At 69.6% G+C, this 25601-nt stretch carries 23 protein-coding genes; 4 read left to right on the top strand and 19 right to left on the bottom strand.

Going from position 1 to position 25601, the window contains the following annotated elements:
• Positions 1-41: 41 nt before the first annotated feature.
• The 4 genes from guaA to guaB form a co-directional block, all read right to left on the bottom strand.
• Positions 42-1616 carry a glutamine-hydrolyzing GMP synthase gene (guaA, locus tag PV766_RS08365; RefSeq protein ID WP_064063835.1) on the bottom strand — a complete coding sequence of 525 codons (1575 nt, stop codon included), beginning with the start codon at positions 1614-1616 and terminating at the stop codon, positions 42-44.
• 68 nt (positions 1617-1684) lie between these two features.
• Positions 1685-3409 (bottom strand): FAD-dependent oxidoreductase, encoded by a 1725-nt coding sequence (locus tag PV766_RS08360; protein ID WP_421096854.1) that lies wholly within the window; start codon positions 3407-3409, stop codon positions 1685-1687.
• Between the two features lie 186 nt (positions 3410-3595).
• The gene (locus PV766_RS08355) at positions 3596-4729 is read right to left on the bottom strand and encodes a GuaB3 family IMP dehydrogenase-related protein (RefSeq protein WP_064063833.1); all 1134 of its coding nucleotides are present in this window, start codon (positions 4727-4729) and stop codon (positions 3596-3598) included.
• A 71-nt stretch (positions 4730-4800) separates the two neighbouring features.
• Positions 4801-6324, bottom strand: a complete 1524-nt coding sequence (gene guaB / locus PV766_RS08350; RefSeq protein ID WP_064063832.1) for an IMP dehydrogenase — start codon at positions 6322-6324, stop codon at positions 4801-4803.
• 260 nt (positions 6325-6584) lie between these two features.
• On the opposite strand from guaB, the gene PV766_RS08345 reads away from it, so the two are divergent.
• Complete coding sequence (locus PV766_RS08345) at positions 6585-6995, top strand: DUF5319 domain-containing protein (RefSeq protein ID WP_016934277.1); 411 nt, start codon at positions 6585-6587, stop codon at positions 6993-6995.
• A gap of 96 nt (positions 6996-7091) precedes the next feature.
• Here PV766_RS08345 and PV766_RS08340 read toward each other — a convergent pair whose 3' ends face one another.
• The 3 genes from PV766_RS08340 to PV766_RS08330 all read right to left on the bottom strand — a co-directional run bounded on the left by PV766_RS08340 (position 7092) and on the right by PV766_RS08330 (position 9736).
• On the bottom strand, positions 7092-8150 hold the full coding sequence (locus PV766_RS08340) for an anti-sigma-D factor RsdA (RefSeq protein ID WP_421096853.1): 1059 nt from the start codon (positions 8148-8150) through the stop codon (positions 7092-7094).
• Entirely contained in the window at positions 8143-8721 is a 579-nt protein-coding gene (locus tag PV766_RS08335) for a sigma-70 family RNA polymerase sigma factor (protein WP_026003555.1), read from the bottom strand. The genes PV766_RS08340 and PV766_RS08335 overlap by 8 nt, the downstream gene beginning before the upstream one ends.
• A 127-nt stretch (positions 8722-8848) precedes the next feature.
• On the bottom strand, positions 8849-9736 hold the full coding sequence (locus tag PV766_RS08330; protein WP_421096852.1) for a hypothetical protein: 888 nt from the start codon (positions 9734-9736) through the stop codon (positions 8849-8851).
• A gap of 521 nt (positions 9737-10257) precedes the next feature.
• Between PV766_RS08330 and PV766_RS08325 the strand changes: the two genes are divergently transcribed.
• The gene (locus PV766_RS08325) at positions 10258-10551 is read left to right on the top strand and encodes a WhiB family transcriptional regulator (protein WP_006550073.1); all 294 of its coding nucleotides are present in this window, start codon (positions 10258-10260) and stop codon (positions 10549-10551) included.
• Between the two features lie 219 nt (positions 10552-10770).
• Here PV766_RS08325 and groL read toward each other — a convergent pair whose 3' ends face one another.
• Together groL and groES are read right to left on the bottom strand one after the other, a co-directional pair.
• Complete coding sequence (gene groL, locus PV766_RS08320) at positions 10771-12381, bottom strand: chaperonin GroEL (protein WP_016934255.1); 1611 nt, start codon at positions 12379-12381, stop codon at positions 10771-10773.
• A gap of 87 nt (positions 12382-12468) precedes the next feature.
• Positions 12469-12771, bottom strand: coding sequence for a co-chaperone GroES (gene groES, locus PV766_RS08315; RefSeq protein WP_006550071.1), 303 nt, complete (start codon positions 12769-12771; stop codon positions 12469-12471).
• A 312-nt stretch (positions 12772-13083) separates the two neighbouring features.
• Here groES and PV766_RS08310 point away from each other — a divergent pair, with 312 nt between their 5' ends.
• The gene (locus PV766_RS08310; protein ID WP_421096851.1) at positions 13084-14736 is read left to right on the top strand and encodes an Hsp70 family protein; all 1653 of its coding nucleotides are present in this window, start codon (positions 13084-13086) and stop codon (positions 14734-14736) included.
• Positions 14737-14760: 24 nt separating this feature from the next.
• On the opposite strand, the gene tsaD is transcribed toward PV766_RS08310, so the two are convergent.
• From tsaD to glmS, 8 genes are all read right to left on the bottom strand, one after another.
• Positions 14761-15789, bottom strand: a complete 1029-nt coding sequence (tsaD, locus tag PV766_RS08305; RefSeq protein ID WP_064063883.1) for a tRNA (adenosine(37)-N6)-threonylcarbamoyltransferase complex transferase subunit TsaD — start codon at positions 15787-15789, stop codon at positions 14761-14763.
• Between the two features lie 44 nt (positions 15790-15833).
• Positions 15834-16349: a ribosomal protein S18-alanine N-acetyltransferase gene (gene rimI / locus PV766_RS08300; RefSeq protein WP_064063828.1), complete on the bottom strand. Its 516-nt coding sequence runs from the start codon at positions 16347-16349 to the stop codon at positions 15834-15836.
• Positions 16346-17014: a tRNA (adenosine(37)-N6)-threonylcarbamoyltransferase complex dimerization subunit type 1 TsaB gene (tsaB, locus tag PV766_RS08295; protein WP_064063827.1), complete on the bottom strand. Its 669-nt coding sequence runs from the start codon at positions 17012-17014 to the stop codon at positions 16346-16348. Before tsaB ends, rimI begins: the two co-directional genes overlap by 4 nt.
• Before the next feature lie 91 nt (positions 17015-17105).
• A complete protein-coding gene (gene tsaE, locus PV766_RS08290) occupies positions 17106-17564 on the bottom strand; it encodes a tRNA (adenosine(37)-N6)-threonylcarbamoyltransferase complex ATPase subunit type 1 TsaE (protein ID WP_084421696.1) in 459 nt (152 codons plus the stop codon).
• A 22-nt stretch (positions 17565-17586) separates the two neighbouring features.
• The gene (locus PV766_RS08285; RefSeq protein WP_421096850.1) at positions 17587-18645 is read right to left on the bottom strand and encodes an alpha/beta fold hydrolase; all 1059 of its coding nucleotides are present in this window, start codon (positions 18643-18645) and stop codon (positions 17587-17589) included.
• Positions 18633-19823 carry an alanine racemase gene (gene alr / locus PV766_RS08280; RefSeq protein WP_421096849.1) on the bottom strand — a complete coding sequence of 397 codons (1191 nt, stop codon included), beginning with the start codon at positions 19821-19823 and terminating at the stop codon, positions 18633-18635. Before alr ends, PV766_RS08285 begins: the two co-directional genes overlap by 13 nt.
• A 58-nt stretch (positions 19824-19881) precedes the next feature.
• Positions 19882-21333: an NAD(P)H-hydrate dehydratase gene (locus tag PV766_RS08275; RefSeq protein ID WP_421096848.1), complete on the bottom strand. Its 1452-nt coding sequence runs from the start codon at positions 21331-21333 to the stop codon at positions 19882-19884.
• 44 nt (positions 21334-21377) lie between these two features.
• Positions 21378-23243, bottom strand: coding sequence for a glutamine--fructose-6-phosphate transaminase (isomerizing) (gene glmS / locus PV766_RS08270; protein WP_255161415.1), 1866 nt, complete (start codon positions 23241-23243; stop codon positions 21378-21380).
• A 128-nt stretch (positions 23244-23371) separates the two neighbouring features.
• On the opposite strand from glmS, the gene PV766_RS08265 reads away from it, so the two are divergent.
• Entirely contained in the window at positions 23372-24220 is an 849-nt protein-coding gene (locus tag PV766_RS08265) for a hypothetical protein (protein WP_421096847.1), read from the top strand.
• A gap of 24 nt (positions 24221-24244) precedes the next feature.
• On the opposite strand, the gene PV766_RS08260 is transcribed toward PV766_RS08265, so the two are convergent.
• Complete coding sequence (locus tag PV766_RS08260) at positions 24245-25228, bottom strand: hypothetical protein (RefSeq protein WP_421096846.1); 984 nt, start codon at positions 25226-25228, stop codon at positions 24245-24247.
• A gap of 11 nt (positions 25229-25239) precedes the next feature.
• Positions 25240-25596: a hypothetical protein gene (locus PV766_RS08255; RefSeq protein WP_129976477.1), complete on the bottom strand. Its 357-nt coding sequence runs from the start codon at positions 25594-25596 to the stop codon at positions 25240-25242.
• Positions 25597-25601: the final 5 nt, after the last annotated feature.

The raw sequence follows: 25601 nt of genomic DNA, 5'->3' as shown, positions 1-25601 counted from the left end.
GGCGAGCGCAGATCACTTCCACTCGGTCACACGAGCGAGGATCACTCCCACTCGATGGTTCCCGGGGGCTTGCTCGTCACGTCGAGCACCACGCGGTTGACCTCCGCCACCTCGTTGGTGATGCGAGTGGAGATCCGCTCGAGGGTCTCGTAGGGCAGGCGCGTCCAGTCAGCGGTCATCGCGTCCTCACTCGACACCGGACGCAGCACGATCGGGTGACCGTAGGTGCGGCCGTCGCCCTGCACGCCCACGCTGCGGACGTCGGCGAGCAGCACGACCGGGCACTGCCAGATCTGCCCGTCGAGACCGGCGGAGGTGAGCTCCTCCCGGGCGATGGAGTCGGCGCGGCGCAGGATCTCGAGACGCTCGCGGGTGACCTCGCCGATGATGCGGATGCCGAGACCGGGGCCGGGGAACGGCTGGCGTCCGACGATCTCCTCGGGCAGACCGAGCTGACGTCCGACCGCACGCACCTCGTCCTTGAACAGCAGGCGCAGCGGCTCGACGAGCTCGAACTCGAGGTCTTCGGGAAGCCCACCGACGTTGTGGTGGCTCTTGATGTTCGCGGTGCCGGAACCGCCGCCGGACTCCACGACGTCCGGATACAGGGTGCCCTGCACGAGGAACTTCACGGTCTCGCCCTTGTCGGCACCCTCACCGAGCACCTCGGCGACAGCGCCCTCGAAGGAGCGGATGAACTCGCGGCCGATGATCTTGCGCTTGGTCTCGGGGTCGGTGACGCCGGCGAGCTCGCGCAGGAACGTCTCGGACGCGTCGACGGTGATCAGACGGGCACCGGTCGCGGCGACGAAGTCCTTCTCGACCTGCTGCCGTTCGCCTTCACGCATCAGGCCGTGGTCGACGAACACACAGGTCAGGCGATCACCGATGGCACGCTGCACCAGCGCGGCGGCCACGGCGGAGTCGACACCACCGGACAGACCGCAGATGGCACGACCGTCGCCGATCTGCTCGCGGACCTGCTCGACGAGCGCGTCGGCGATGTTCGCGGCGGTCCAGTCGCCCGGGATGCCGGCGATGTCGTGCAGGAACCGGCTGAGCACCTGCTGGCCGTGGGGCGAATGCAGCACCTCGGGGTGGTACTGGACGCCGGCGAGGCGGCGGGCCCGGTCCTCGAATGCCGCGACCGGAGCACCGGCGCTGGTCGCCGTGACCTCGAAGCCCTCGGGCGCCTCGGTGACACCGTCGCCGTGGCTCATCCAGACGGGCTGCGTCTCGGGGAGGCCGTCGTGCAGCACGCCACCGGCCACCGACAGTTCGGTGCGGCCGTACTCGCGCGAACCGGTGTGCGCGACCGTGCCGCCGAGCGCCTGCGCCATGGCCTGAAAGCCGTAGCAGATGCCGAAGACGGGGACGCCGAGGTCGAACAGTGTGGGATCGAGGCGCGGTGCGCCCTCCTCGTACACGCTCGCAGGGCCGCCGGACAGCACCACTGCGCGCGGGTTCTTCGCTGCGATCTCCTCGACACCCGCCGTGTGCGGCACGACCTCCGAGTAGACATTGGCCTCACGTACGCGGCGAGCGATCAGCTGCGCGTACTGGGCTCCGAAATCGACGACGACGACCGGTCTGGACTGCTGGCTTTGCGACGACACTCGAACAGTCTAAGCGGCCGCGCCGGGTGATCCCGACGCGGCCGCTCATCCGGTCTCTCTGCTGGTCGCTACGCGACGCCGCTGTGCGTGATCCCGACGACCGGCAGACGCAACGCACCGGGCGCGTCGACGGGCACCACGGGGTTCTTCGGTTCGACCGGCGCGACGCGACGGTACGGCTGCCCCTGCGCGGGACGCTGGTCGTCCTCACCCTTGTTGGGCCACAACGCCGCAACGCGTTCGGCTTGCGCCGCGATGGTGAGCGACGGGTTCACACCGAGGTTCGCGGAGACCGCCGCGCCGTCGACGACGCTCAGCGTCGGATAGCCGTACACGCGCTGGTAGGGATCGATGACCCCGTGTTCGGGATCGGACCCGATCACCGCGCCGCCGAGGAAGTGCGCGGTGAGCGGGATGTTGAAGATCTCACCCCACGTTCCGCCTGCGACACCGTCGATCTTCTCGGCCATGCGGCGCGTCGCCTCGTTGCCGGCCGGGATCCACGTGGGGTTCGGCTGTCCGTGCCCCTGCTTGCTGGTCACCTTGCGCCGACCGAACAGACCCCTGGTCGTGTAGGTCGTGATGGAGTTGTCGAGGTTCTGCATCACCAGAGCGATGATGGTGCGCTCGCTCCACCGGTGCACCGAGAGCATCCGGAGCATCTTCACCGGGTTCCTCACGACCTCCGCGAGGAACTTCACCCAGCGCGGGGTGCGCCCGTCGCCGTCGGTCATGAGCGTCTGCAGCAACCCCATCGCGTTGGAGCCCTTGCCGTAACGCACCGGTTCGATGTGGGTGTCGGGCGTCGGGTGGAACGAGGAGGTGATGGCCACCCCGTCGGTGAGGTTCATATCGGGATCGACACTCATCTTGCCTGCGCCGACGATGGATTCGGAGTTGGTGCGGGTCAGTTCGCCGACCTTGTCGGAGAGCTCGGGCAACGCCCCGGTGTCCTTGAGATGGTGCAGCAGATGCTGCGTTCCCCACGTTCCGGCCGCGAGGACGACGTGCGCGGCCGTGTAGGTGCGCCGCCCCTTGCGGACCCAGGCGCCGGTACGTTCGGTGATCACGTCCCACGTGCCGTCGGCTGCCTGGCGGAGGTCGGTGACGGTGGTCGAGGGGAGGATCTCGGCTCCCGCCCGCTCGGCAAGACCCAGGTAGTTCTTCACGAGGGTGTTCTTCGCCCCGTGACGGCATCCCGTCATGCACTCGCCGCACTCGATGCAGCCGGTGCGGTCGGGGCCCGCGCCACCGAAGTAGGGGTCGGCCACCGTGCGGCCGGGTTCGCCGAAGAACACGCCCACGGGCGTCTGAATGAAGGTGTCGCCGACACCCATGTCGTCGGCCACCGACTTGATCACCTTGTCGGCGTCGGTCATCCGGCCGTACTGCACCACACCGAGCATCCGCTTCGCCTGGTCGTAGTAGGGGCTCAGCTCGTCGTGCCAGTCGGTGATGTGGGCCCACTGACGGTCCTCGAAGAACTGCATCGGGGGCTTGTAGAGGGTGTTGGCATAGTTCAGCGACCCACCGCCCACGCCTGCGCCGGCGAGGATCAGGCAGTCGCGCAGCAGGTGGACGCGCTGGATGCCGAAGCAGCCCAGCTTCGGAGCCCACAAGAAGCGTCGCAGGTCCCAGCTCGTCTTCGCGAAGTCGGCGTCGGCGTAGCGGCGACCGGCCTCGAGAACGCCGACCTTGTAGCCCTTTTCGACGAGGCGCAACGCCGTGACGCTCCCACCGAAACCCGAACCGACGATCAGGACGTCGTAGTCCGTGACCCGTTGCCTACCCATGGAACCTCCAGCGACGAGAGTTGTTACCGGCCAGTATGCACCTCGGCGGTGTGACTACAGGCACAGACCCGACTCTACCCGTTACGGGAAGTTGCACGAAAAGAACTGCACGAACGCCGGTGGCCGGTCACCGCGTCGTCCGACGCTGTGACCGGCCACCAGGAAGTGCCGAGAAGGGAGTCCGCTCTATCCGCGGACCGACAGACCGACCTTCTGGAATTCCTTCAGGTCCGAGTATCCGGCCTTCGCCATCGAGCGACGCAGACCACCGACGAGATTGAGCGAGCCCGACGGATCGTCGGACGGACCGAACAGCACCCGGCCGAGGCCCGGGCGTCCGTCCTGGGCGATCCGGACGGCAGCACCGCGCGGCATCGACGGATGTCCGGCCACGGACGGCCAGTACCAGCCCCGGCCGGCCGCCTCCTCGGCGAGGGCCAGCGGTGCCCCGAGCACGACGGCGTCGGCGCCGCACGCGATCGCCTTCGCGAGGTCGCCCGCGGTTTCGATGTCGCCGTCGGCGAGCACGTGGACGTAGCGCCCCCCGGTCTCGTCGAGGTAGTCGCGCCGGGCCGCAGCGGCGTCGGCGATGGCGGTGGCCATCGGGATGCCGATGCCGAGCGAGGAGGACGTGGTGGTCGCCTGCTTCGTGGAGCCGAAGCCGACGATGACACCGGCCGCACCCGTGCGCATCAGGTGCAGCGCGGTGCGGTGGTCGCTGACACCACCGGCGATGACCGGCACGTCGAGTTCCGAGATGAACGTCTTGAGGTTCAGCGGCTCGTCCTCACCGTGGGCCACGTGCTCGGCCGAGATGATGGTGCCCTGGACGACGAGGAGATCGATACCCGCCTTCACGAGTTCGGGCGTGAGCGAACGCGCGTTCTGCGGGCTGACGCGGACCGCGGTGGTGACACCCGCATCCCGCACCTGTGCGACGGCGGCGGCCAGCAGATCGCCCTGCAGCGGAGCCGCGTGCAGTTCCTGCAGGTAGCGGACGGCCGCGCGCGGATCCGTGCTCGCGACCTCCGCGAGACGGGAGACGACGGCGTCGACATCGGCATGACGACCCCACAGGCCCTCACCGTTGATGACGCCGAGACCGCCGGCCTTGCCCAGCTCGATCGCGAAGGTGGGCGACACCAGCGCATCGGTGGGGTGAGCCAGCACCGGGATGTCGAAACGGTAGGCGTCGATCTGCCAGGCCGTCGACACCTCCTTCGACGAACGCGTCCGGCGCGACGGGACGATGTCCACGTCACCCAGTTCGTACGTACGTCGGGCCGTGCGACCCATGCCGATTTCAACGAGGTCGCGCACGCGCGCCCCTTTCTCCTCTTGGACGATGCTCCCGTCCTACTCGGAACGGGACCCTGCTGCGGACGCGAAAACTACCGGACCACGTAGTTCGGTGCCTCGGCGGTGATCGTGATGTCGTGCGGGTGGCTCTCCTTGAGGCCGGCGGCGGTGATCTGCACGAACTGCGCCTCCTGCAGCCGCTCGATCGTCGTCGCGCCGGTGTAGCCCATCGCTGCGCGCAGACCACCGATGAGCTGGTGCGTGACCTGCTGCAGCGGACCGCGGAACGGCACGCGTCCCTCGATGCCCTCGGGCACGAGCTTGTCCTCGGAGAGCACGTCGTCCTGGAAGTAGCGGTCCTTCGAGTAGGACTTGGCCTCGCCGCGGCTCTGCATCGCGCCGAGCGAACCCATGCCGCGATAGCTCTTGAACTGCTTGCCGTTGACCAGGATCAGCTCACCCGGGGACTCGGTGGTGCCGGCGAGCAGCGAACCGAGCATCGCGGTGGACGCACCGGCCGCCAGGGCCTTGGCGACGTCGCCGGAGAACTGCATACCGCCGTCGGCGATGACCGGCACACCGTGGGCGCGCGCCACCGTGGACGCTTCGAGGATCGCCGTGATCTGCGGCGCGCCGACACCCGCGACGACACGCGTGGTGCAGATCGAGCCGGGGCCGATACCGACCTTGACCGCGTCGACACCGGCGCCGATGAGCGCCTCGGTGCCCGCGCGGGTCGCGACGTTGCCGCCGATGATCTGCACGCGGTCGCCGACCTCGCTCTTGAGCTTGGAGATCATCGACAGCACGTTTGCCGAGTGGCCGTGGGCGCTGTCGACGACGAGGACGTCGGCTCCGGCATCGACCAGCGTCATGGCGCGGGTCCAGGAGTCGTCGCCGACACCCACGGCGGCACCGACGAGCAGGCGGCCGTCGCGGTCCTTCGTGGCGTTGGGGTGCTGCTCGGTCTTGACGAAATCCTTGACGGTGATCAGACCGGTGAGCTTGCCCTGACCGTCCACGATCGGCAGCTTCTCGATCTTGTGGCGACGCAGGAGACCGAGCGCGGCCTCCGCGGTGACACCCTCTCGGGCGGTGACGAGCGGGGCCTTCGTCATGACCTCGGCGACCGGGCGGTTCTGGTCGACCTCGAACCGCATGTCGCGGTTGGTGATGATGCCGACGAGCTGGCCCGCGTCGTCGGTCACCGGCAGACCCGAGATGCGGAATCGCGCGCACTTCGCGTCGACCTCGGCCAGCGTGTCGCTCGGCTTGCAGGTGACCGGGTCGGTGACCATGCCGGCCTCCGACCTCTTGACGGTCTCGACCTGCGCGGCCTGCACCTCGGCCGGCATGTTGCGGTGCAGCACGCCCATGCCGCCGGCCCGCGCCATCGCGATGGCCATGCGGGACTCGGTGACGGTGTCCATTGCCGAGCTGACCAGCGGGATCCGCAGACGGATCTCACGGGTGAGCTGACTCGACGTGTCGACCTGACTCGGGACGACGTCGGAAGCCGCGGGAAGCAGCAGCACGTCGTCGAAGGTCAGACCCAGCATCGCGACCTTGTTCGGGTCGTCACCGCCGGTGTGCACGCGCCCTCCGGTACTACTCATGCGGTTCGGACCCTCCGTGACAGTCGATGGGAGCGGACGGGAGAACCGTCCGGCAGCAGGAATGAATGAAGGCTGTGCGCGCTCGTCGCACCGACGGGCGGATGGAGAGCGGCACGCACCTGTCCATGTTATCTGTTCCTGGGAACAAGCTCGGCTACCACCCTGTTCCCCGATGTTCGTCACATCACGTCCTGTGATTTCACGGCGTGTCCCCTGGCGACCGCTGGCGCAGACCCCCTCGGTCTGCGTACCGTGGAGTCGTGCGTGATCAGTTGCCTCCCGGACTCCCACCGGACCCGTTCGCAGGAGACCCCGACGATCCGTCCGCAGCACTGGACGCGATCGAGCCGGGCCAGCCCCTGGATCCTGCGGAGCGACTCGCGGTGGAAGAGGACCTCGCAGACCTGGCCGTCTACGAGGCGCTGCTGGCTCCCCGCGGCGTCCGCGGACTCGTGGTGTGCTGCGAGGACTGCCACCAGGACCACTACCACGACTGGGACATGCTGCGAGCCAACCTGCTCCAGTTGCTCGTCGACGGCACCGTCAGACCGCACGAGCCGGCCTTCGATCCCTCTCCCGACGCCTACGTCACCTGGGACTACTGCCGCGGGTACGCGGACGCGTCCATGAACGAGGCCCTGCCCGTCGATCCCTACGGTATGGACTCCTGACCTACCCCGTCCCACGCGGACCACGCATCACGGCACTTCCACGAACGAACCCGGGCCCGGCAGCATGTGCTGCCGGGCCCGGGTTCGTTCGTACTTCTAGCCGCCTTCCGAGAAGGTCACGGACGCCGGAGCGAGATCTGTTCCCGGTCCGTTCTGCGTCGGACGCGGCGACGATGCCGTCGTCGTCGGAACGGAAGTCGGAGAAGCGGAGGTGGGCGGAGGAGACTCGCTGGGCACCGACGGAGCCGGCGTGCTCGACGGTGGCGGCGGCGCGGTCGGCGACGGCGTCGTGGTGTTCGACACCGGCGGCGGCGCTTGCAGGATGGTCGGAGGCACCGTCGTGGTAGTGGGCGGCACGGTCGTGCCGCTTTCCGCACCGGTCGACGGGGCAGGCAGCTGCCCTTCCGTGCCGGGAGCCGTGGCCGGCGGAGGAACGACAACACCGGGCGCCGGCACCGCGGGCACCGCGGGGACCGGCGGTGGAGGAAGCTGCGGCATCATCTTGCCGAGTTCATCGGCGAGACGGTGCAGCCAGTCTCCGAGCGCGTCGCGCTCCTGGGCGTCCCGGACGTCGCCCGAGCGGGACTCCGCTGAGGTCAGCAACTCGCGAGCTTCTTCCGCATTGCCCTCGGCGATCAGCTGTTCGGCACGCTCCAGGGTCGAGGTGGTGTCGATCCGGGCCTCGGTGGATTGCGCCTGCTCGCTGAAGACGACCTGCTTGACGCCCCACAAGGGGTCGCCGGGTTCGGCTCCGTAGGACACCGCGGTCGCGGCGCCGACGGCGACGGCGACGAGCGCTGCTGCACCTGCGAGGGGACGGAGCAACCGCAGTTGCCCCCTCGATCTCGGGCGCAGCGGAGGTACCTCCGGCGTTGCGGTGAGCGTTTCCCGCGTCCCCAGTTCGCGATGGACGGCGGCCACCACTTCGTCGAGGTCGGGGCCGGCAGGCATCGGATCGGCCAGGATCTCCGCACGCCAGTCGGCGAGCAGAGTGGCGAGTTCGTACTCCTCGGTGTCCTTCGTCTCGACCAGCCCGTTGCCCGCGATCGCATCGATCAGCGTGTCGTCACGACGCACGGCGGCGAGGTCCACGGAGGTTTCGTCGTCGGGAAACTCGTCGTCGAAGCCGTCGCCCGAAAAACGCCCCCTACCCATTCCGCTCACCTGCTCTCGTGACTTCCTTCTTGAGTCTCGCGATGGCCCGGTGCTGGGCCACCCTGATCGCTCCTGCAGTACTGCCCACCGCTGCGGCCGTCTCCTCGGCCGACAACCCCATGACGAGACGGAGGATGAGAATCTCGCGTTGCTTCTCGGGCAGGATGGCCAGCAACTGCTTCATCTGCCGGCCCGCCTCGGAGTTGATCGCGTATTCCTCCGGGCTGTCGTCGAGCGACATCACCTCCGGCACATCCGCCACCGGTTCCGCACGGTTGCGGGCTGCACTACGGTGCGCATCGGCGACCTTGTGAGCAGCAATTCCGTATACGAAGGCCATGAAAGGGCGGCCTTGGTCCTGATATCTCGGCAGAGCGGTCATCACAGCCAGGCACACCTCCTGTGCAACGTCGTCTGCAGAGAGCTGGCCGCGCTCTGCAGATCCGACCCGAGCGCGGCAATACCGCACGACGAGGGGCCGGACACTTGCAAGAACCTGAGCGAGAGCCGCCCGGTCGCCCTGTGCAGCCGCAGCAACCGCGGAGTCCAGCTCCTCACCCATAACAGTCATCGATTGCGCAAGTCCTGGCGTTACAGTCGGCACCACCCCCCGGGCGGGATTCCACCTGACCGTGGAACACCCCCAGAGTAACTACAGTGACCGACCGATCGGGTCACCCCCCGCGCGCAAACGGAACTCAGCGAGCGGACGGGGTCACGAACCGGCCACCACGCCGCCCGATGACGGTCGCGCAGACGTCACGGACGCGACCCGCATCGACGTCACGGCCACGACCCGCATCGTCTCCGGTGCCCAGTCCGACGAGGAGCATCGCCGCCGCCCATTGCAACGGGATCAGCCCGTGTTCCTCCGCGCGCGCGAGAACATCGGCGGCCAGCGTCGTCGCCGGGCCACGGTCGGGCAGTCCGGTCAGCGAGGCCGCCCTGACGAGATCGGATTTCACCCCGTGCCGGATCGACCCGAATCCGTCCGCCAGTTCCACGGCGCGGTCCGCGTGACTGCGGGCACGGGTGAAGTCCCCTGCGGCGAGAGCGGATTCGGCCCCGACCCATGCGAGCCGGATCCGTTGCCGCACGAAGGCCCGCTCACCGGCCTCCGCTTCGGCGGCGTCCAGGGCGGATGCGCATCGGTCGAGGAGGTATCCGCACACGGGGAGGCGACCTCGCCCGAGTGCATCAGCGGCAAGCCCGGTCGCGGCATCGCACCACACGCCGAGGACCCGCTCGGACCCGCGCCGCAGCGCACTCGCCTCAGCGAGTGCGCGCCCGTCCGATGCGGAGGCGAGGCGATGGCCGCCCAGCTGCCGGAGCAGGGAGGCCTCGGTGCTTGCTGCCGACGACGACCACACTCCACCGCTTCCCCGTACCCGGGCGAGCTCGGCGCGTGCAGCGGCATAGCGTCCCTGCCCACCCAGTGCGACAGCGCGCAACCAGCTCTGTTCCGGCCCGTGGGCCGCCGGCAACGGATGCAGTCCCGGCGTGGGGCCGAAGGCCGCAGAAACCAGGACCGCGTGGCGGTCGGACGTGCTCGCGGTCGTATACGACCGGCGGTCGGAAGATGCCATCGCGGAATCATCGCACTCCCGGATCCCGGTGGAAGGCAGAGGCTGCCGAGGCAGAGCCGGGCATTTGCCGGAGAAATTCTCACCGGGAGCGCAAATAGTCTCGACTATTGGAACGCAGCGCTCCCCCGAAGCGATTTCCGAACATTTTGTTAAACATCGGATTAAACATACGTGCTGCATGTAGCGTGCAGTCGCGGCGCCCCGAGCGCAGGAAAGGGCCTCACCCACCCTCGGAAGTCCTGTTACCAGCGAGTAAGAGCCGTTGGACCCACATCCGGCACGGAGGGCGCCTCCGATTGCTCCCGTTTCACGGGGCCCACGCATGACTTCTGGCGAAAGTAAATATTCTCGCAGTTAAATCTTGGACTTCCGGTTATGGACTATCCCACTCATCGAAAATATTGACGACGAATCGATACAGATCCTACGGTGAGTTTGTTTGATTCGGATCACAGCGGGAATACCGATGTGTCCACGGTCCGCTCGCCCACACACGCGAGCTTGCTGCAAAGGAGTGCTCCATGCCTGCACCACACACACTGCCCGGCCCCAACGCGGACCTCTGGGATTGGCAGATGCACGGCAAGTGTCGTGGTGTCGACTCCTCCGTGTTCTTCCACCCCGACGGTGAGCGCGGTCGTGCACGTGCCCAGCGGGAGAACCGCGCGAAGGAGCTGTGCCGCACCTGCCCCGTGCTGGCCCGCTGCCGCGACCACGCCTTGGCGGTCGCCGAACCGTACGGGATCTGGGGTGGCATGTCGGAGACCGAGCGCGAGATGTACACGAGGCAACGACGGCGGAAGGTTGCGGTGTGAGACCGTCACCGGTCCCGTGACAACGCCCGCACGGTCGTGACCGTGCGGTGACAGGACCGTGACGATGCGACTGCGAGCATGCGCCGACACGACGGAGGCCCCGCAGGGAATGCGAACATTCCTTGCGGGGCCTCGCTGTGTTCGTACCACCCGGAACGGCTTCCACGTCCGGTGCGGCCTACGGGCCCGGACGACGGGCCCGTAGGCGTGCCCGGTCGCTCAGTGGGCGTGTCCGTGGCCGTGTCCGGCCTCGGCTGCTTCTTCCGGCTTGTCGACGACGGCGCTCTCGGTGGTGAGCACCATGCGCGCCACCGACGCGGCGTTCACGACGGCCGAGCGCGTCACCTTCACCGGGTCGACGACGCCCTCGGCTACGAGGTCGCCGTACGAGAGGGTCGCGGCGTTGAAGCCCTGTCCGCTCTCCCCCACCTTGCTCACGACCACCGCACCGTCGACGCCTGCGTTGGCGGCGATCCAGTACAGCGGTGCGGTGAGCGCGGTACGCAGGGCGGCGACGCCCGTCGCGGCGTCACCGGAGAGAGAGGCCTGGAGCTCTTCGAGCGAACGCGCGGCCTGCACGAGAGCCGAACCGCCACCGGGGACGATGCCCTCCTCGATGGCCGCCTTCGCAGCGTTGACGGCGTCCTCGACGCGGAACTTGCGTTCCTTCAGATCCGTCTCGGTCGCCGCACCCACGCGGATGACGGCGACGCCACCGGCGAGCTTCGCCAGGCGCTCTTCGAGCTTCTCGCGGTCCCAGTCGGAATCGGTGGCCTCGATCTCGCGACGCAGCTGGGCCGCACGCGCCTCGATGTCCTCGGCCGTGCCGGCACCGTCGACGATCGTGGTGCTGTCCTTGGTCACGACGACGCGGCGGGCCGAACCGAGCAGATCGAGTCCGGCCTCCTTGAGGGACAGACCCAGATCGGAATTGATGACCGTGCCCGCGGTGACGACGGCGAGGTCCTCGAGGAACGCCTTCCGGCGATCACCGAAGTACGGAGCCTTGACGGCAACGGCCTTGAGGGTCTTGCGGATCGCGTTGACCACGAGAGTCGACAGCGGCTCACCCTCGATGTCCTCGGCGATGATCACAACCGGCTTACCGGACTCTGCGATCTTCTCGAGGAGCGGAAGGAAATCGGGAAGCGAGGTGATCTTCTCGCGGTAGAGCAGGACGAGTGCGTCCTCGAGGACGGCCTCCTGCGCCTCGATGTCCGTGATGAAGTAGGGCGAGAGGAAGCCCTTGTCGAACTGCACGCCCTCCGTGACGACCAGTTCGGTGTGCAGCGTGGAGGATTCCTCGACGGTGACGACACCGTTCTTCCCGACTCGGGTCAGCGCCTCGCCGACCATCTCGCCGATCTCCTCGTCGCGCGAGGACACGGTGGCGACCTGCGCGATGGCGGTCTTGCCCTCGACGGGGGTGGCGGCCGCGAGCAGGGCCTCGCTCACCTTGTCCGCCCCCTGGGCGATACCGGCTCCGAGCGAGATCGGATTGGCGCCTGCGGCAACGTTCTTCAGGCCGGCCTTGACCAGTGCCTGCGCCAGAACGGTGGCGGTGGTGGTGCCGTCACCCGCAACGTCGTTGGTCTTGGTCGCGACACTCTTGACGAGCTGGGCGCCGAGGTTCTCGAAAGGATCCTCCAGCTCGATCTCCCGGGCGATGCTCACACCGTCGTTCGTGACGGTCGGACCACCGAAGGCCTTGGCGAGCACGACGTGCCGGCCACGCGGGCCGAGCGTCACCTTGACGGCGTCGGCCAGCTGGTCGACGCCGCGCTCGAGAGCCCGCCGCGCGGTCTCGTTGAACTCGATTTGCTTGGACATGTTCTGCGACTACTCCTGGACTCGGATGTTCCCCAACGTATTCCGCCCCGGGTCCGAAACGGGACACCGGGGCGGAATGCAAGCGGCCTACTTGGCGACGACAGCCAGGACGTCGCGCGCAGACAGGATCAGGTACTCCTCGCCGGCGTACTTGATCTCGGTTCCGCCGTACTTGCTGTAGATGACGACGTCGCCTTCCTTGACGTCGAGCGGGATGCGCTTGTCGCCATCTTCGTCCCAGCGGCCGGGGCCGACGGCGACGACGGTGCCCTCCTGGGGCTTCTCCTTCGCCGTGTCCGGGATGACCAGGCCGGAGGCAGTCGTCGTCTCGGCCTCGTTGGCCTGGACGAGGATCTTGTCCTCGAGCGGCTTGATGTTCACGCTCGCCACGATGAGCCCTCCACTTTCAGGGGTATTGGGGTCCGAGAATCGTTGTTCTCGAACACGGGTGTGTTCAGTCATCACGGTGACTCCGCACGCGTCCCGTCGTCGCGGGTGCCGGGCCGGCGCTCGGTGTCACTAGCACTCTATACACGCGAGTGCCAGCGCTCAAGGGCAACGGGTGCAAACACGCCGACCTGCACAAAACTCGACGCTATGTTACGGTTGAATAACGGAAACCGATGAGCGTGATCGTTCGGTGACCTCAGCTGAGGTAGGGCGCCGACCGCCTGGTCGTCGATCACGCACGGAAGGTGAACAATGCCCACGTCGCTCGGCATCTCTGTCGGCGCCTCCGGCGTCGGCTCGGCCCTGCGCGTCGACGCTGCAACCGCGCCCACAACGGAATTCCGCAGACTCGCCGCCGAATCCCAGCCCGGCCGCGATCTCGGCGATCTCGTCTTCGACGCCGTCTCGCTCACGTCCTCCCGGGGGTCGGGTACCCCCGACACCGTCACCGTCGCATACCGCACCGAGGAACAGGCGACCGAGATCCGCATGGCTGCGGAGCGGACGGGCCACATGGTCCGCCTCGTTCCGGAGACCACCGCCGCACTCGAATATCTCTACACCGTGGGGGTCCGTCGCGAACCCGGTGCGATCGCGCTCGTCGACATGGGAGCCACCGGCACGACCGTCTCCGTTCTCGATCGGGAGACCGGCACCCTGCTGCGGTCCGCACGCACCGAGACCGTCGGCGGCAACGCCCTGGCCGCCCGTGTTCTCGATCACGTCCGCACCGCCACCGAACGGATGCGCACCCGTCGGCAGATCGACCCCGAACTGCTCGCGGCCCGGTGCCAGGGCGCCCAGGAGGCTCTCGCCACCGCGTCGTCGACCCGCATCGACATCGCCGAGGCCGGCCCCGACGCGTCCGTCACCCTCACCCGCGCGGAACTGGACGAACTGACCGCCGAACTCGCGGCCGAGGCCGCAGTCTTCACTCGGCGCATCTGCTCGAGCACCGATCCGGTGCCCGACACGATGGCACTCGTCGGCGGCGCAGCCGCCTCCCCCGCGCTCGCCACAGCCGTCTCGGCGGATTTCGACGGCGAGATCATCACCGTCCCCGAGCCGGCAGCGGCCGCCGCGATCGGCGCGGCGCTGTCGGGCGACTCCCCCTCCTCCACCGGATACGCCGTGGTCGGCGCACTGCCGAACACCGGGAACAGATCCTCGGGCCGCGTCTCCGGCGCGGTCGCCGGGCTGCTGGTACTCAGCGCGATCATGGCCGGTTTCGCCACCCAGCACTTCACCGGCCGCGAGAGCACCGACGCCCGGGTGTCGCCGCGCTTCACCAGCGGAGCCGTCCCTACACAGGAGGCCGGCCCGAGTGAGACGGGCATCCCGTCCCACGACCCGCCGCCCGAACCCGTGACGTCCCGCGACGCCGAGGACATCCTCGCGCCGACGACGGTCCCGTGGCCGCTGCCGACCGTCGAGCACACCGCTCCGGCCACCCGCGAGACGTGGCCCACCGTGCCCGAGTCACCGAGCACCACCGTGACACCCACGCCGATCGATCAGGTGCCGACACCCGGATTGTCCGCGGGGGAGGAATTCGACACCACGCGGCCGTCGACGACGCCGGGTTCCGAGACCACGCCGAGCCCGGACACGACGGCACCCGACACCTCGGCCCCCGACACGACAGCTCCGATCACCCCGGCCCCGGTCACTACCGAACCGAGCACTCCGCCGGCAACCCCCAGCCCGGCTCCCACCGATCCGGAGACCACCGAACCGGGGACCGGGGTGAGCCCGACGCCACCGTCGAGCACGTCACCGGTCGAGTCGCCGGCCGCGTCCCTCACCGGTGCGTCGCCGTCCTCGACGATCACGCCGGTCACGGAGGAGAGCACGTCAGCGGAGACCACGACAGGAGCAGGCACCTCGGCGATCGCCCCCACCTGAGCCCGGACGACCCGATCGGAAGGCTCAGGCCACCACCTGCGAGACCGACACCGACAGACCCGGATCCGTCGCGGCTCCCAGCGAGGAGGGCTGCGCCCCCGCAGCGATGAGGTGCGCACCCAGCGACGCGATCATGACGCCGTTGTCGGTGCACAGCTTCGGTCGGGGCACCCTCAGGGTGATCCCGGCGGCGGCACAACGCTCCTCGGCGAGCTCGCGCAGTCGGCTGTTGGCTGTCGCTCCACCACCGAGGACGAGCGTGTCGACACCGAGATCCTGCGCGGCCCGTACCGCCTTCATGGTGAGCACGTCCGCCACCGCCTCCTGGAAACCCGCGGCGACATCGGCGACCGGCACCGGCTCGCCCGCGCGTTCCCTGGCTTCGACGAACCGGGCGACCGCGGTCTTGAGACCGGAGAACGAGAAGTCGTGGCGTGCGTCGCGCGGACCGGTCATACCCCGGGGGAAGACGACCGCGGTGGGATCGCCCTCGCGGGCCAGCCGGTCGACCTCGGGACCCCCCGGGTAGCCGAGCCCCAGCAGACGGGCGACCTTGTCGAAGGCCTCACCGGCGGCGTCGTCGACGGTCGTGCCGAGTTCGACGATGGGCTTGCCGAGATGTTCGACGTGCAGCAGATGGGTGTGGCCACCGGAGACGAGCAGCGCCACGCAGGGCGGCATCGGCCCGTGTTCGAGGGTGTCGACCGCGACATGACCCGCGAGGTGGTTGATCGCGAAGAACGGCACGTTCCATGCCGCCGCGTAGGCCTTGGCCGCCGCGACACCGACGAGCAGTGCCCCGGCGAGACCGGGGCCGATCGTCACGCACACCGCGTCCGGCTTCTCGAGCCCCGCTTCGTCCAGCGCACGCCGCATGGTCGGCACCATCGCCTCGAGGTGGGCGCGCGACGCGATCTCCGGCACCACACCACCGAATCGGGCATGCTCGTCGACACTCGACGCCACCGCGTCGGCCATCAGCTCGAGGGTGCCGTCGCCCACCCAGCGGACGATGCCGACACCGGTCTCGTCGCACGAACTCTCGATGCCCATCACGACGGGACACTCGGGCAGCTCGAATCGGGAACTGGTGGTGCTCACGCCGGTGACTCCTCTCGCGGATCCGGACGACGCATCGTGTACGCGTCCGCGCCGCTCGGCTGGTAGTAACGCTTCCTGGTTCCGACGATCTCGAAGCCCTCGCGCCGGTACAGGGCGATCGCCGGGTCGTTGTCGGTGCGCACCTCGAGGAAGACCGGCCCTCCCCAGCGGTCGGCCACGGCCAGCAACTCGTCCAGCAGAGCCCCGCCGATCCCCCGGCGGCGCGCCGCGGGATCCACGCCGATGGTGTGCACCTCGGACTCGGGTCCGATCGCTGTACCGAGGCGCGCGAGCCCCGCGTAACCGATCAGGCGCCCCTGCGGGTCGCGCGCGGCGAAGTAGCGGTTGTGGGGCGACGCCAGCTCCGAACGGAAGGCATCCGCACTCCACGGGTCGTCGCCGGGGAACAGGATCTGCTCGAGTTCGGCGCAGCGCGGCGCATCCTCCGGACGCAGCGCATCGATGACGACCGCGTCGCCGGCGGCCGTGTTCTCCTCGGGGGTCGCGTTCATGCTCGACGGTTCGCGGTCTCCACCGCGTCGGGCCGGCGCAGGTACAGGGGAACGAGCGGAGCCGGTTCGGTACCCGCGCGCAGGGCGTCGGCGGCGACGGCCACCAGTCCTGCCGGGGACGGGCTCTGCACGTCCACCTCCGGAAGGTCGAACAGCGCGACATGCGACGGCGATCCGGCGACACGCACCGACGGCTCCGCGGGCACGTCGGCGGGCTTGCGCACCTCGGGTCCATCGATCCGGCGACCGCCGGAATAGCGCGACCAGTAGATCTCGCGGCGACGGGCATCGGTGACCACGAGCAGATCGTCGTCCGCACCGTGTTCGCGGTGGACGTCGGCGGCGATCGCATCGAGGCTGCACACACCGTGCACGGGGATTCCGAGAGCATCGCCGAAGGCGGCGGCGGTGGCCATGCCGACGCGGAGACCGGTGAACGGGCCGGGACCGATGCCGACGACGATCGCGTCGAGATCCGAGGGTGCGGCACCGGCTTCGGCGAGGCACTCGAGGATCTGCGGCGTGAGGACTTCGGCGTGCGCTCGCGGATTGTCGGTGACCCGTGCGGCGACCACCTCGGGCCGGGCGTCGCTTCGACCGCGGTCGAGACGGACGACTCCCGAGGTCACGGCGGGGGTGGCGGTATCGACGGCGAGCACGAGCACGATGTATCAGCCTACCCCGCGCGAACTGCCCGGTCGGTGCGCAGTGACCGAAGCCACCGACAGGCAGTGCGCTCCGGAGGCTTCCGGAGGGTCAGCCCACCCACTCCCAGGCGGCACGCCGGACGTCGGTGCCCGGATCACGCCGGAGCCGGACCCGCAGATGCCGTTCGGCGAGCTGTTCGACCAGGCCACCACCCCATTCGACCACCACGACCGTGTCGGTCAGATCGGTGTCGAGGTCGAGCGCGTCGAGTTCGTCGAGGGCGTCCGGCCCGTCGCCGAGACGGTAGGCGTCGACGTGGACGAGCCCCACCGGTTCGCGGCCCTCCGGACTGCCCGGCCGGTGTTCGCGTGCAATGACGAAGGTCGGCGACGTCACGCGTCCCTCGACTCCGAGACCGGCGGCGATTCCCCGGGTCAGTGCCGTCTTGCCCGCGCCGAGAGGGCCGTCGAGCACCACGAGGTCGCCGGCACGCAACTCCGCTGCGAGCCGGCGGCCGAAGGCCTCGGTGTCCTCCACGGTCGGCAGTTCGATGCTCTGCTCACCCACCCACGACCCATTCGATTGCGACTCACCCACTTGCGATCTGCCTTCCGGTCGCTCCCCGCGTGAAACTGCGCTGGATCAGACGGTCGAGCGCACGGTCGACCACCTCGGGGAACTCGAGCTGGACCAGGTGCCCGGCACCGCGCACCCGCTCGAGTTCGACGTCGGGCAGCTCGTCCGCCAGCGCCTCGGAACTCGCGTACGGGATGACCATGTCGGCGTCCCCCGAGAGCACCAGGACGGGAACGGTGCCCAGGACGGGCAGTGCCGCGGACTCGTCGTGAAGTTCGAGGGTGCGGAGGAAGTTGACGATGGTCGGCACCGACGTCTCGTCGAGCATCCGGTCGGACAACTGCGCCAGGCGCGGGCTCACCACCGTGCCGTAGGACGCCGCCCGCAGGATCGGCGTCACGACGGCACGCGCGGCGCCGCGCGCGAACTGCACGAAACCGGGGGCGGTGCGCGCCGCATAACGGAACGCGTCGATCACCGGATTCTCGAGATTGCGTCCGATACCGGTCTTGCTGAGGCCTGCCGCGGTGGTCGCCAGGAGTCCGACCCCCACGATGCGGTCGCCGAACAGTTCGGGTCGCTGGGACGCGAGGGCGATCGCGGTCATGCCTCCCATCGAGTGGCCCACGACGACCACCGGACCAATAGGCGCGACCTCGTCGATCACCCGGCCCAGGTCGCGGCCCAGCTGCGCGATGGTGCACTTCGACGAACCGGAGAAGCCGGATTCACCGTGGCCACGCTGGTCGTAGAAGACGGCGCGCACGTCGCGTCCCCATTGTTCGCGCATATGCCGGTACTGCAGGTGCCAGGACTGCATCCGCAGGCAGTAGCCGTGGACGAACACGACGGTGAGCGGAGCCAGGGCCGAGCCGCTCTCGCGGACCACGAGCCTGACACCGTCCTCGGTGGTGACGATCCGGCGCGGGAGCCGGAGGATCTCGTCGAAGTCCTCGTTCCGGTAGATCTCGTGGGCAGGCGCTCCCGCAGTCCTGACCGCGTACAGACCCGCCGACGATGCGAGCGTCACGAGGCTCGCACCGAGGAGTCCCATCCTGCTCACGAGGGACATGCCGTCACGCTCCCTTCGCTCCCGACGTAGGTCCGGACCGTCCGTCCGCTGATCCCGGTCACGATCTCGTAGTTGATCGTGTCCAGTTTGTCGGCCCAGTCCTGGGCGTTCGGCTCTCCGTGACGCCCGTCACCGAAGAACAACGCTTCGTCGCCCTCGCTTACTCCGGCGCCGTCGGGACCGAGGTCGACGACGACCTGGTCCATGCACACGCGCCCGATCTGCGGGCACCGGCGTCCGCCGAGCTGCACCTCGATGCGCCCGCTGAGATTGCGGCGGACGCCGTCCGCGTATCCCAGAGGCAACAGCGCCACCGTCGTATCCGCGGGAGCGGTCCAGGTGTGCCCGTAGGACACGCCGTCCCCCGCCTTCACCTTCTTCACCAGCACCACCCTCGCCCGTACGGTCATCACCGGCCGGAAGCCCATGTCGCCGAGTTCCGGGATCGGTGTCAATCCGTACATCGCAATTCCGGGCCGAACCATGTCGAATCGCAGGTCGGAGCGGGTGACGGTGGCCGCGGAATTCGACAGATGCACCACCTCCGGTGCCAGGGAATGCCGCCGCAGATCCGCGACGGCCTCGCTCAGCCGGTCGCGCTGCTCGGCGTTACCCGGATGCTCGGGCTCGTCGCCGTGAGCGAGGTGGGAGAAGGCACCGCGCAGGCGCACCACACCCTCGGCCTGTGCCCGGCCGAGATCGCGGAGCATGTCGCCCCACTCGTCGACCGCCACACCGTTGCGGTTCAGGCCGGTGTCGACCTTGACGGTGACGGTCGCAGTGATGCCGACCCGCCGGGCCGCCTCGACGACGGCCGCGAGGTGCCGTGGTGAGGACAGACCCAGTTCGATCCCGGCCTCCACCGCGGGAGCGAAGTCGGAGTCCGCGGTGTGCAGCCACGACAGGATCGGTGCCTCGATGCCCGCGGCGCGAAGTTCGAGGGCCTCGCCGAGCGTCGTCACACCCAGCTCGCGGGCGCCCGCGGTGAGCGCGGCCCGCGCCACCGGAACGGCTCCGTGGTTGTAGGCGTCGGCCTTGACCACGGCCATGACCGCGGCCGGACCCGCGTACTCCCGCAGCGCTCGCACATTCTCCGCCACGGCATGGAGATCGATGACCGCTTCCGCTTGGGGAAGGACGGTACGTGCAGGTCGCAGGGTGCGTTGGGTCGTGGTCACGTCTGTCGATCCTGCCACTGCGCCGCCGGACGCCGACGTCGCGTCCCCGTGTGCCACGTCACGATTCGGCAATATGGGTGCGCAGCAGGCGAATCGAGTCGCCGATGCGCGAGAGGATCGCGCTCGCCGAGATCGGTGCCGCTCCGGAGCCGCTCGGGTCCTGCGCGGCGAGGTTCGCGGCGAGTGCGTGGGCCCGTGCACCGGCGGCCGCGGCCAGGTCGACCGGCATGCCCGACGAGAGCAGAGACCCGATGATGCCGGCCAGCACGTCGCCGGCGCCCGCGGTCGACGCCCACGAGCCGCCCGCGTCGTTGACGAAGACATGCCCGTCGGGTCGTGCCACGAGCGTCGCGCGGCCCTTGAGCAGCACGTGCACACCCCAGTCGGCGGCGAGGGAACGGACCGCCCCGACTCGGTCCGGTTCGGGACGATTCCCGGTCAGACGTGCGAATTCGCCGGCGTGCGGGGTGAGCAGGGTGGGCGCGGACCGTCCCTGCACCAGATCGGGGACGCGGGCGAGCAGAGTCAGCCCGTCGGCGTCGACGAGCACCGGCAGGTCGGTGGCGAGGATGTCGCGCAGGGTCGCGCAGGCCTCGTCGTCTGTACCGGCACCGGGGCCGACCACCCAGGCCTGCACTCGTCCGGTCTCGGCCACCGAGGGTGACACGACGACTTCGGGGAACCGCGCGAGCACCTCGGAAGCACCCGACCCGGCGTAGCGCACCATGCCGGAGGTCGCGGCCACGGCCGCGCCCGTGCACAGCACGCCGGCGCCCGGATATCTCGCGCTGCCCGCGCGGATACCCACCACGCCCTGGCTGTACTTGTCGTCGTCGGCGCCGGGAACCGGCCAGATCGCGCCGACCTCCGACGGTTCGGCCGCGACCAGCCGCGCTTCGGGAAGGGTGAGTCCGATATCGACGAGCTCGACCCGTCCGCACTGTGTCGGAGCGAGGGCATGCACCGGTTTGCAGGCGCCGAAGGTGACGGTCACCGCGGCCGTCACCGCAGGTCCGTCCGTCGCCCCCGTGTCGGGGTCGACGCCGCTGGGTGTGTCGACCGCGACGATCGGCGCGGAGATCGCGTCGACGAGGGCGGCAGCGACCGGTCGCAGCGACCCGCGGCCCGAGATGCCGACGATCCCGTCGAGCACGATGTCGGGATCGCCGAGGTGGTCGCTCGTCGCCGGCACGACCCGGCCGCCGGCCCGCCGCAGCGCCCGCAGGCCTGCGGGATGGGCGCGGTCGGGGTCGAGCAGCAGCGCCGTGACGGACACGCCGCGGCGGCGCAGGAAGGCTCCCGCCCACAGCGCGTCGCCGCCGTTGTCGCCCGATCCGACGAGCAGGCTCACCCGCCGACCGGCGATCCCACCGGTACGTTCGCGCAATTCGGAGGCCACGACCCGTGCGAGCCCGTAGGCCGCCCGCCGCATGAGCGTCCCTTCCGGAAGGGACCCCAGCAGCGGGGCCTCCGCCCCACGGACCACCTCGGACGGGTGATAACTGCGCATCGTTCCTCCTGCACCGCCCTCCTGCACCGGCGGCAGGTGGGCCGCTATTCGACGGTGACCGATTTGGCGAGGTTGCGGGGCTTGTCGACGTCGTATCCGCGGGCCTGTGCGACTTCCGCGGCGAAGACCTGCAGCGGCACCGTCGACAGCAGCGGCTGCAGCAGCGACGGCGCCGACGGGATCTCGACGAGGTGGTCGGCGAACGGCCGGACCGTCTCGTCGCCCTCCTCGGCGATGACGACGGTGACCGCCCCGCGGGCCTGGATCTCCCGGATGTTGCTGAGCAACTTGCTGTGCAGTACGGCGCGGCCCTTCGGCGACGGCATCACCACGATGACCGGCAGGCCGTCCTCGATCAACGCGATCGGGCCGTGCTTGAGCTCACCGGCGGCGAAGCCCTCGGCATGCATGTACGCCAGTTCCTTGAGCTTGAGGGCGCCCTCGAGCGCCACCGGATAACCCACGTGCCGGCCGAGGAACAGCACGGCCGGCGAGGCCGACAGCTCCCGCGCCAGCGCCCGCACGGGCTCCATCCCGGTCAGCAGCTCGGCGATCTTCTCCGGCATCGCCGCCAGGTCCTGGTACTCGCGAGCCACCTCGTCGGGATACTTCGTACCGCGCGCCTGCGCCAGTGCCAGACCCACCAGGTAGTTCGCGGCCATCTGCGCCAGGAACGCCTTCGTCGACGCCACCCCGATCTCCGGGCCGGTGCGGGTGTAGAGCACCGCGTCGGCCTCGCGGGGGATCTGCGCGCCGTTGGTGTTGCACACCGCCAGCACGCGCGCCTTCTGGTCCTTGGCGTGGCGGACCGCCTCGAGCGTGTCGGCGGTCTCCCCGGACTGCGAGATCGCCACGACCAGTGTGGACCGGTCGAGCACCGGGTCGCGGTAACGGAACTCCGAGGCCAGCTCGACCTCGACGGGAAGCCGGGTCCAGTGCTCGATCGCGTACTTGGCGACCAGGCCCGAGTGGTACGAGCTGCCGCACGCGACGACGAACACCTTGTCGATGTCGCGCAGTTCCTGATCGGACAGGCGCTGCTCGTCGAGCACGATGCAGCCGTCGACGAAGTGACCGCGCAGGGTGTCGGCGACCGCCGCCGGCTGCTCCTCGATCTCCTTGAGCATGAAGTAGTCGTGGCCGCCCTTCTCGGCGGCGGCGAGATCCCAGTCGATGGTGAACGGACGTGTCGCCACGTCGGTGTCGCCCTCGAAGTCGGTGACCTCGTAGGAGTCGTTGGTGATCACCACCACCTGGTCCTGACCGAGCTCGACGGCGTCACGGGTGAACTCGATGAACGCCGCGACGTCCGAGGCGATGAACATCTCGCCGTCGCCGACCCCGACGACCAGCGGCGTCGACCGGCGGGCCGCCACGATCGTGCCCGGATGATCGGAGTGGGCGAAGACCAGCGTGAACGCACCCTGCAGACGGCGCAGCACACTGCGGGCGCTGTCGACGAAGTTGCCCGCCGTCGGGCCCTCCGCGTAGGCGCGGGCCACCAGGTGCACCGCGACCTCGGTGTCGGTGTCGCTGGCCAGTTCCACACCCGACTTCTCGAGCTCCTCGCGCAGCGGCGCGAAGTTCTCGATGATGCCGTTGTGCACCACCGCGACCTTGCCGGTCGCGTCGCGATGCGGGTGCGCGTTGCGGTCGGTGGGACGCCCGTGGGTGGCCCACCGGGTGTGCCCCATCCCCGCGGTCCCGGCGAAATGCTCTTCGCCGATCTCGGCGAGCTCGGCCTCCAGGTTGACCAGCCGCCCCGCCTTCCGCTCGACGGCCAGACCACCCTTGCCGTCCAGGATGGCGACGCCCGCCGAGTCGTAACCCCGGTACTCCATCCGCCGCAGCGCCTCCACCACGACGTCGAGAGCACGACGGTGCCCGACATAGCCCACGATTCCGCACATGCCTAGCAGGGTACTGGTCGACCCCCGCCCGGGAACAACACACCGGTGGGGCCGCGCACCTGCATCGAGGCACGCCGTCCGGTACGCACCGACCCCGGCGGGCGGCGCCATCCGCTAACGTTCAGGCCGTGGCGGCGAACCCCAAGAAACTGGCTCAGGAACTCTCCCGGCGCGGCCCGCACACGGTGCTGCGCGGCGACCTGGCGCTCGCCGGTCAGCCGGGTGTGGTGTACACCCCCGCGGAAGGTTTCGACCTGCCCGCGATCGCGTTCGGGCACGGCTGGCTCACCGGGGTGACCAAGTACACGAAACTCTTCGAGCACCTCGCGTCCTGGGGAATCGTGGTGGGGGCTCCCAACACCGAGCGCGGACCGGTGCCGTCGGCGATCGGGTTGTCGACCGACCTGCTCACCACCCTCGACATCTGCGCCGGCGTGCGTCTCGGCACCGGGCGGATCAGTGTCCACCCGTCGAAGCTCGCGCTGGTGGGCCACGGCTCCGGTGCGGGTGCGGCGGTGCTCGCCGCCGCGAGACGCGAGGTCGCGACCGTCGCTGCGCTCTACCCCTCGCCCGTCTCCCCCGCCGCGTCCGAGGCGGCCGCCCGAGTCCGGGCACCGGGCCTCGTCCTCGTCGGAGAGAAGAGCATCGGGTCGATGACCAGCGACGCCGTCGCGGTCGCCCGGGGCTGGGGCAGCGACGACGTGCAGCTGCGCGTGGTCGACAAGGCCGACGACGAAGGGCTCGTCGAGGGTCGCCGCCTGCTCGGCGCCCTCGGTGTGGGCGGTGCGGAGCGGCGCACGCAGGAACGCACCCGTGCCGTGCTCACCGGCTTCCTGCTCCATCGCCTGACCGGCGACAAGACGTACGCGATCTTCTCCGATCCCACCACCGAACTGCCCGGGTCCACGGTGATCGCCGATCCCGACGCCGTCGAGCGCGATCTCGGCACGCAGGTCAATCTGCTCCTCGGACGCTGACAGCGCGGCGCCTCGTCGTTCGCGTCACAGCGGTCCGGCTTCGGCGAGTACGACGTCGTCGTCGCTCTCGTCGCTCTCGTCCTGCGGGCGGACCTCCTGGACGGATCCGGGTGGGTGCTCGCGTTTGCGTTCGCCCGGCCGGACACCCGGAACGGACACGGCCGCACCGTGATCGGCGCGGTCCTGCGTCATCGGTACGTCCTGCACGGACCCGCTCTCGGCGCCTGCGGCCGTCTCGGCACCGGACGCATCTGCGGCCGCCTCGGCACCGGACGCATCTGCGGCCGCCTCGGCACCGTCCGCGGCTCGTTCCGTGGCGGTCGACAGCTCGGTGAGACTGTCCGCGATCCGGCGGCCGGCGTCGTCGCACGCCTGCACCAGTGCGTCGACGGCGTCGCGGACGGCCGGCACCAGTCGTTCCTCGACCCATCTCCGGCACTCGACGGCAGGGTCTGCCGCTGCTCCCCCACCGGGCGGATCGCCGAACCAGCGTGATCGCTCTTCCGGGGTCGGTCCGTGCGGGCCGCCGCTCGCCCCGGCGACGATCGTGTCGATCTCGTCCCTCGTCCGGCCGTCCACGGGCCGCTCCGCGAGACCCCCGACGACGCGGGCCTTCTCACGCAGCGCGTCGGCGATCGCGGAAGCAGCCGTCTCGAGCGCTCCCGCGAGATCGGTCAGCGACGCACACAATCCGACTCCCCCGGCGATGGTGGACGTCAGGGCCGTGCGGGCGTGCTCCGCGGTGGAGCCGTCCCATGCCTCGTCGAGCCGCAGCAGGAGGCGACGCTGTTCGTCGGTCCGACGGCCGAGGGATGCCGCGAGCGAGCGCGCTCCGGCCGCGTCGTCGGTGAGTGACGGCAGGGAGAGGGCACGGTGCTCGTCGTAGCGGGCGCGGACATCCGCGACGGTACTTCCGGTCGTGCAGCCGAGAGCGTGCAGGCATCGCAGGTCGTCGGTCAGACGGGCCAGGCCGGGCGCTCCGGCGTCCAGGATGTCGCCTACGTCCACGGGAGGATTCCTCACGACCGGCGGTCTCCCGAATGGTCGAGTGCGGCACGGGCCGCCACATCGGCGAGTGCGACCTCGATGGTGAGGTCCTGGTCCAGGTAGCCGTCCGCCACGGCGCGCAGCGCATCGGCATGCGCCTGTACGGTGGCCACCCAGGTCTCGCACGCGGCGCGCACCCTGCGATATCCGGTCTCGGCGCAGACGCCGGCCGAGCGGTGCGCCGCTCCGGTGCCGGACCCGTCGAATCGGAGACCGCCGAATCCGCGACGGATCTCGCGGTCGGCGTCCTCGGCCACCTCCGCCAGCCGTGCCGCGACCGCGTGCACCGCGTCGCCGTCGAACCGGATCGTGCCCTGCCGTATGTCCATGTCCG

The sequence above is a fragment of the Rhodococcus sp. As11 genome (assembly GCF_048957735.1).
GTDB classification, from domain to species: Bacteria; Actinomycetota; Actinomycetes; order Mycobacteriales; family Mycobacteriaceae; genus Rhodococcus; species Rhodococcus gordoniae.
Note: the sequence above shows the minus strand (reverse complement) of the source record. Positions and strands in the feature narration are given on the sequence as shown.